Origin of the sequence: Microbacterium sp., from assembly GCF_051953575.1 — a bacterium.
Classification (GTDB): domain Bacteria; phylum Actinomycetota; class Actinomycetes; order Actinomycetales; family Microbacteriaceae; genus Microbacterium.
Window position 1 is genome coordinate 1 of record NZ_JBQCIP010000241.1, and the last position, 6,732, is coordinate 6,732.

The 6,732-nt window shown below is 72.0% G+C and carries 7 protein-coding genes; 2 read left to right on the forward strand and 5 right to left on the reverse strand.

Annotation, left to right across the window (positions count from 1 at the left end; all coding sequences use genetic code 11):
- Positions 1 to 26 precede the first annotated feature (26 nt).
- A complete protein-coding gene (locus ACTHNQ_RS14665) occupies positions 27 to 365 on the reverse strand; it encodes a sugar ABC transporter ATPase (RefSeq protein ID WP_440334520.1) in 339 nt (112 codons plus the stop codon).
- 157 nt (positions 366 to 522) lie between these two features.
- On the opposite strand from ACTHNQ_RS14665, the gene ACTHNQ_RS14670 reads away from it, so the two are divergent.
- Both ACTHNQ_RS14670 and ACTHNQ_RS14675 read left to right on the forward strand, forming a co-directional pair.
- On the forward strand, positions 523 to 1,590 hold the full coding sequence (locus tag ACTHNQ_RS14670; RefSeq protein ID WP_440334522.1) for a DNA polymerase IV: 1,068 nt from the start codon (positions 523 to 525) through the stop codon (positions 1,588 to 1,590).
- A gap of 84 nt (positions 1,591 to 1,674) precedes the next feature.
- Positions 1,675 to 2,439, forward strand: coding sequence for an MBL fold metallo-hydrolase (locus tag ACTHNQ_RS14675; RefSeq protein WP_440334524.1), 765 nt, complete (start codon positions 1,675 to 1,677; stop codon positions 2,437 to 2,439).
- A gap of 15 nt (positions 2,440 to 2,454) precedes the next feature.
- Here ACTHNQ_RS14675 and ACTHNQ_RS14680 read toward each other — a convergent pair whose 3' ends face one another.
- The 4 genes from ACTHNQ_RS14680 to ACTHNQ_RS14695 all read right to left on the reverse strand — a co-directional run.
- Complete coding sequence (locus ACTHNQ_RS14680) at positions 2,455 to 3,270, reverse strand: serine hydrolase (RefSeq protein WP_440334526.1); 816 nt, start codon at positions 3,268 to 3,270, stop codon at positions 2,455 to 2,457.
- A 13-nt stretch (positions 3,271 to 3,283) separates the two neighbouring features.
- Positions 3,284 to 4,126: a serine hydrolase gene (locus tag ACTHNQ_RS14685; protein WP_440334527.1), complete on the reverse strand. Its 843-nt coding sequence runs from the start codon at positions 4,124 to 4,126 to the stop codon at positions 3,284 to 3,286.
- A complete protein-coding gene (locus ACTHNQ_RS14690) occupies positions 4,123 to 5,130 on the reverse strand; it encodes a S66 peptidase family protein (protein ID WP_440334529.1) in 1,008 nt (335 codons plus the stop codon). Before ACTHNQ_RS14690 ends, ACTHNQ_RS14685 begins: the two co-directional genes overlap by 4 nt.
- Positions 5,127 to 6,732, reverse strand: a 1,606-nt coding sequence (locus ACTHNQ_RS14695) for an ATP-binding cassette domain-containing protein (protein ID WP_440334531.1), incomplete at its 5' end; no start/stop codon positions are given. The genes ACTHNQ_RS14690 and ACTHNQ_RS14695, both read right to left, overlap by 4 nt.

Below are 6,732 nucleotides of genomic sequence, written 5' to 3' on the forward strand. Positions count from 1 at the left end.
CCCCGGGCCCCACCGCTGTCTGGGGGTCAGCGGTCCTCGGGGGAGAGGTCTCCTTGGCCGAGATCGCCCTGCTCGGCCTCTTCGGGCGACACGCCCTGGGTCTCGGGCTGGAACGACTCGGGCGGCAGGTCGGTGCGCGGCACGTCGTCGTCGGGCGAGGGCAGGTGCGCCGGATCGTCGCCGGTCGCCGTGACGGTGTCGTCCGGCGTGGCGCCGGCATCCTCGGCTGTCGTGCGATCCCACTCGGCCTGGGCCGGATCGCGCGTCGGATCGGGCTCGATGGTCGTGTCGCGGTCGCGCACGGGCTGCACGCCGACCTGCCCGTCGGGGGCGGGCGGCACGTCGGGTGGCAGGTTGTCAGACATGACTTCCTCTCGTCGGCCCTTCTGCTGCGGGCGCTCGCAGGCGCCCTGATCGCAGGCTACGCGCCAGAGCGCGCCCGGAGATCGGACTTGACGGCGGGCCGGGCTCGGAGTGCACCAGCGCTGGCACGGTGTCGGCGGCGCGTCCTACGCTCGGGGCATGCCCACGTGGGTGCTGCACGTCGACCTCGACCAGTTCATCGCGGCGGTCGAGATCCTGCGGCGGCCGGAGCTGGCCGGCACGCCGGTGATCGTCGGCGGGCGCGGCGACCCCACCGAACGCGCCGTCGTCTCGACGGCGTCGTACGAGGCGCGGGCGTTCGGCGTCGGATCGGGCATGCCGCTGCGCATCGCGGCGCGGAAGATCCCTCATGCCGTCATCCTGCCCGTCGACGCGCCGGCATATCTCGCCGCGTCCGAGGAGGTCATGGCGACGCTGCGTGACCAGCCGGGCGCGGTCGTGCAGGTGCTCGGCTGGGACGAGGCCTTCGTGGGGGTCGAGACCGACGATCCCGAGGCCTACGCGCGCAGGCTGCAGGCCGACGTGCTGGAGCGCACGCGGCTGCACTGCAGCGTCGGCATCGGCGACACGCTCGTGCGGGCGAAGGTGGCGACCGGGTTCGGCAAGCCGCAGGGCGTGTACCGGCTCACGGCGGGCAACTGGCTCGAGGTCATGGGCGGGCGTCCGGTCATCGAGCTGTGGGGCGTCGGGTCGAAGGTGTCGAAGCGACTGGCGCTGCTCGGCATCCGCACCGTCGCGGAGCTCGCCGACGGCGACGAGGACGCGCTGGTGACCGAGTTCGGGCCGAAGATGGGTCTCTGGTACCGGCAGTTGGGCCGGGGCGACGGCTCCTCGGTGGTCGACGACACCCCGTGGGTGGCGCGCGGACACAGCAAAGAGACCACGTTCCAGACGGACATCGTCGATCCCGCCGAGATCGAGCGCGAAGCGCGTCGTCTGCTCGATGCGGTGCTCGCCGAGGTCGCCGCCGACGAGCGGCCCGTCGTGGGCCTCGGGCTCAAGGTGCGCTACGCCCCGTTCCTCACGAAGACCTTCACCAAGAAGGTCGCGACGACGTTCGACCGCGACGTCGTGATCGAGAAGGCCATGGAGCTCGTGGCGAGGATCGACCCCGGTCACCCGATCCGCCTGCTCGGCCTGCGCGCCGAGATGGCGATGCCCGACGACGCACGAGAAGGTCACACCCCGACCCGCAGCGGCTGGTGACGTCTGCCTGGGTTTCTCCGGGATCGACGGCATGCGTCCATCCGTCGGCATCCGAGGCATGCTGGGGGGGCGAGGATGGAGGCCATGCGAGAGCTCATCGAGGTCGCGGACGGCGTGCTCGTCGCGACGAGCGCCATCATGTCGACCACCTCCACCCTGCTCGTCGGCGACGGCGAGACGCTGCTCATCGACCCCTGCTGGCTGCCCAGCGAACTCGACGGACTCGCCGACGTGATCGACGACCGCGGTCTGACGGTCGTCGGCGGCTTCGCGACGCACGCGCACTACGACCATCTGCTCTGGCACGAACGGTTCGGCGCAGCGCCGCGCTGGGCGTCGCGCCCGACCGCCGCGCTCGCTCGTGATGAGCGGGCCGAGCTGCTGGAGGGTCTCGGCGCCGATTTCCCCCGCCCGCTCGCGGACCTCATGGGACGTGTACGGGGAGTGGATGCCGTCATCCCGGCATCCTCCGTGCCCCGCGGTTCTGCGCCCGAGCTCGTGATCCACGACGGCCACGCGCCCGGTCACACCGCGGTGTGGCTGCCCGACCAGCGCGTGCTGATCGCAGGCGACATGCTGAGCGATGTGGAGCTGCCGCTCCCGTTCGCACCGGACGACCTCGAGGCGTATGTCGCTGCACTCGACCTGCTCGCGGGCTATGCCTCCCGCGCCGCGGTCGGGATCCCCGGGCACGGCACGCCCGGTGGCGACGCACAGCGCCGGCTCGATGCCGATCGCCGCTACCTCGACGACGTGGCCGCCGGCCGCGTGCCCGACGACCCGCGACGGGCGAACCCCGGGATGGAGGAGGAGTACGAGCGCCTGAAGCAGATGATCGCGGCGCGGTGAGGGCCCCTGCCGCGATCAGCGCGCGAGGTGTGCGCGCAGTTCGTCGCCCGCGGCCCGCATCACGGCGAGCACCCGATCGCGGGCGTCCACGCCGCGCGGCCAGTTCGCGAGCACCGCATACGCCAGGCGCCGGTCCGGCGACATGACGAGCCCGGTGTCGGCGCGCACCGTCGAGATGGTGCCCGTCTTGTTCCACAGCCACACGTCGCGATCGAAGTAGTAATGCGCGAGCGGATCCAGGCCGAATGCGGCCGCCACCATCGACAGATCCATGCCGGCTCCGAGCCACCGCTGCAACGTGTCGGCGGACGATGCCGACAGGTCCGCGGCAGTCGCGGTGCGCGTGACGAACCGCACGAGCTCCTCGGCGGTCGCGTGCGAGAGGGTGCGCGGCGCGCCGGGCGGCAGCGGCCAGCGCACGATGTCGTCCAGGCCCGACCTCTCGTAGCCGAGCGCGCGCGTGTGCTGCTGCACGACAGGCAGGCCGATGACCCGGCCGAGCGTGTTGGTCGCGGCGTTGTCGCTCACCGCGCCGATGAGTGCGGCGACGTCGTACAGCGACAGCGTGTCGGCCTGGAGCAGGTACCAGAGGCCCGAGTTGTCCATCCACTCGACCGGCCGGCGGGTGACACGCTCTTCGAGCGAACGCGTTCCCTCGTCGACCTCGGTCAGCAGCCGGTGCAGCAGGAACACCTTTCCGACGCTCGCGGTGTTCAGCTCTTCATCCGGCCGATGACGGAACACCGTCTCGCCCGAGTCGACGTCGACGGCCAGCGCCGAGAACCGCAGCCCCGGGACCTCCTGTTCGAGCTCGTCGAATCCGATGCCCATGCCCGTCCTCCGCTCAGCCGAGCTTCTCGTCGTCGCGCCTGCGGCCGGTGACGTGGGCGCGCAGCTGCTCGCCGATGGCGTGCATGGCGTCCAGGACGGGTGCGCGCACGTCGTCCTCGGAGTCCTTCCAGTTCGCGGCCACCGCGTAGGCGACCGCGGCGGCCGGGCCGGCGAGGTGCCCGATGTCGATGCGCGCGAACGAGGTGCTGCCCGTCTTGTGCCGCAGCACCATGCCCTGGTACTCGGGCTCGACGTGAGCGAGCGGATCGAGCAGCAGCGCATCGGCCACCATCGAGGTGTCGGTGTCGGCGGCCAGCCAGTCCAGCACGCGTCCGCTCACCGCCGGCGAATCCACCTCTCCGGCCCCGAGCCGGCGCATGAGCTCGGCCAGTTCTGCGGCGGTGCCGTACGAGGGCGTCCACGGCAAGTCGGGCGTGCGCTCGTTGCGGATGAAGTCGTGCAGCGACGTGTCGGTGAAGCCGAGGCCGGGTGCGACCGCCCGCACCGCGTCGAGTCCGCACAGCGACAGCAGCGCGTTGGTGGCGAGGTTGTCGCTGACGGCGCCCACGAGCAGTGCGGCATCGTCGACGGTCACCCGCTGGTCCCGCATCCGGTACAGCAGGCCGGAGTCGGCGACGCGATGCTCCTCGGGGATCTCGATGCGCTGGTCCGGATCGAGTTCGCCCGCTTCGAGTCGGCGCGCGACCTCGATGAGCAGGAACACCTTGCCGATGCTCGCCGTCTCGCACTGCTGCTGCGGCGCGTGCTCGGCGAGGACCCCGGCGCCGGCGGCATCCACGATCCGGATCGACCAGCGCACCCGGGGATCGAGCGCGGGCAGGGTCAGGGCGGTCAACGCTCCGCTCCCACCGTGAGCCGCGCGGGTCCGTCGGCGGGCGCGACCAGCGAGCCGTCGACGTTGAGCGGGATGCTGAGCGCATCGGGGTCGTGTCCGAATCCCTGCTCCCACAGCACGGGCACGCCGAGATCCGCGAGGTACTCGCGCATCAGTGCGGCCACCCGCCCGAGGGCGGCGGCTGGGTCGGGGCCCTCGGGCCCGTCGGGACCGCCGCACTTGTGCCACGAGCCCAGCACGATGCCTGCGGCCGCGCCGATGCGCCCGGCTCGGCGCAGCGCGAGCAGGAATCCGTCCAGCCGATAGGTCTCCTCCTCGATGTCTTCGAGGAAGAGGATGCCGGCCGGCGGCGTGTCCGCTTCGACCGCGCCGAGCGCGCCTGCCAGCAGGCTGAGGTTGCCGCCCGTGAAGCGGCCCTCGGCGATGCCCGGCACGAGCACCTCGGTGCGGGCGCCGGTGATCTCGCGCCCGCGCCAGGGCGAGAACAGCCACCGCCGGACGTCGTCGCGGATGAACTGTGAGTCGCGGAACACGTCGTTTCCGGGCATCGGGCAGAACAGCGTGGGCACGTCCAGGTGCACGCGGAACGCCTCGTGCAGGGCCGTGATGTCGGAGGATCCGGTGAGCAGCTTCGGGCGACCGTCGCGACGCAGTGCGGCGCCCCTCATGCTCTCCCAGTCGATGCCGTCGAGGAGCCGCATCGCGCCGTACCCGCCGCGGATGCAGACGACCGCGGCGGTGTCGGGGTCGAGCCAGGCGTCGACGAGGTCCTGCCGACGTGCGTCGTCGTCGCCGGCGAGGTACTTCGCGCGCGGATGCGGGTCGAGCACGTGGTCGCCCACGACGACGTCGAGCCCCCAGTCGCGGTAGTACGCCACGGCGCGCTCGAGGCTCTCGGCGCTGCCGGGCCCGGACGGCGACACGAAGCGGACGCGGTCCCCCGGCTGCAGCGGCGCCGTGTCGAGGTAGGCGAAGCGGTCGATCGCGACGAGCGGCGCCGTCATGCCAGCCGCCGTTCGATCGTGGGTGCCGCCGCGAGCAGCCGCCGGGTGTACTCGTGCTGCGGATCGAGCAGCACCTGCTCGGTCGGGCCGTACTCGACGAGCGCGCCCTCGTACATCACCGCGACCGTGTCGGCGATGTTCCACGCAAGCCCGAGGTCATGCGTGATGACCAGGGCGCTGAGGTCGAGGCGATCGCGCAGCGACAGGATCAGCGCCAGGATCTCACCGCGCACGGACGCGTCCAGAGAGGCGACGGGCTCGTCCGCGACGAGCAGCTGCGGCCCGACCGCGAGAGCCCCGGCGATGACGGCGCGCTGGCGCTGCCCGCCCGAGAGCTCCTGCGGGATGGCGGTGAAGAAGCGCTCCGGCGGCGTCAGCTCGGCGTCCGTCAGGCCCTGCGCGACGCGCTCCTGCTCGTCGCCCTGATAGCGCTGCACGCGCAGCCCCTCGGCGATCGACTCGTAGATGCTGAGCTTCGGGTTCAGCGCCGCCGACGGATCCTGCAGCACCATCTGCACCTCGCTGCGGAACTCGCGCAGGGCGCGCCCCTTGCGGGGGATGTCCTTGCCGCGGAAGCGGATGACCGACCCCTCGTCGGGATGCTGCAGCCCGACGATGGTCCGGGCGAGCGTCGTCTTGCCCGACCCCGACTGCCCGACGAGGGCGAGGATCTCGCCGCGCCGGAGGCTGAGGTCGACGTTCTTGACCGCCGCGAGCGGCCGCCCGCGCCCGCGATAGGTGACCGTGACGCCGCGTGCCTCCAGCAGCACGTCGTCCGAGAGCTCGCGGGCCGTCGGGCCCGCCGATCCGCCCCGGCGGGTGACGGGGTTCAGGCGTGACGACGGATCACCGATCGCCGGGAACGCCTCCGCGAGCTGACGCGTGTACGGGTGCTGCGGGTTCGTGCAGACCTCGTACGCGTCGCCGATCTCGAGCAGCTCGCCGTCGCGCATGATCGCGATCCGCTCGCACGCGGTGGCGAGCACCGACAGATCGTGGCTGATCATCATCATCGAGATCCCGCGCTCGGCGACGAGCACGCTGATCATGTCGAGGATCTGCTTCTGCACGATGACGTCGAGCGCCGTCGTCGGCTCGTCGGCGATGATGATGTCGGGCTCGCAGGCGAGCGCCATCGCGATCATCACGCGCTGCTTCTGCCCGCCCGACAGCTCGTGCGGGTACGCGTCCGCCTTCGCCGGCGGCAGGTCGACGTCGCGGAGCAGCTCGACGACGCGCGCCTTGCGCGCCTTGTCGCTCTTCCAGCCGTCGGCCACGTGCAGCTCGAGCGCCTCGAGGATCTGCTGCCCCACGGTGCGGACCGGGTTGAGCGAGTGCATCGCGCCCTGGAAGACGATGGACGCCTCCGCCCAGCGGAGCGCCCGCAGCTCGCCGAAGCGCAGATCTGCGACGGCGGTGTCGCCGATGAGCACGCGACCCTCGATCGTGGCGTTCGGCGGCAGCAGCCGCAGCACGCTCATGGCGAGCGTGGACTTGCCCGAACCGGACTCGCCGGCCACGCCCAGCGTGGCGCCCGCGGGCAGCTTCAGCGAGACGTTCTTGACGGCGGGGATCGCGCCGCGGTCGTTGCGGCCGCTGGTG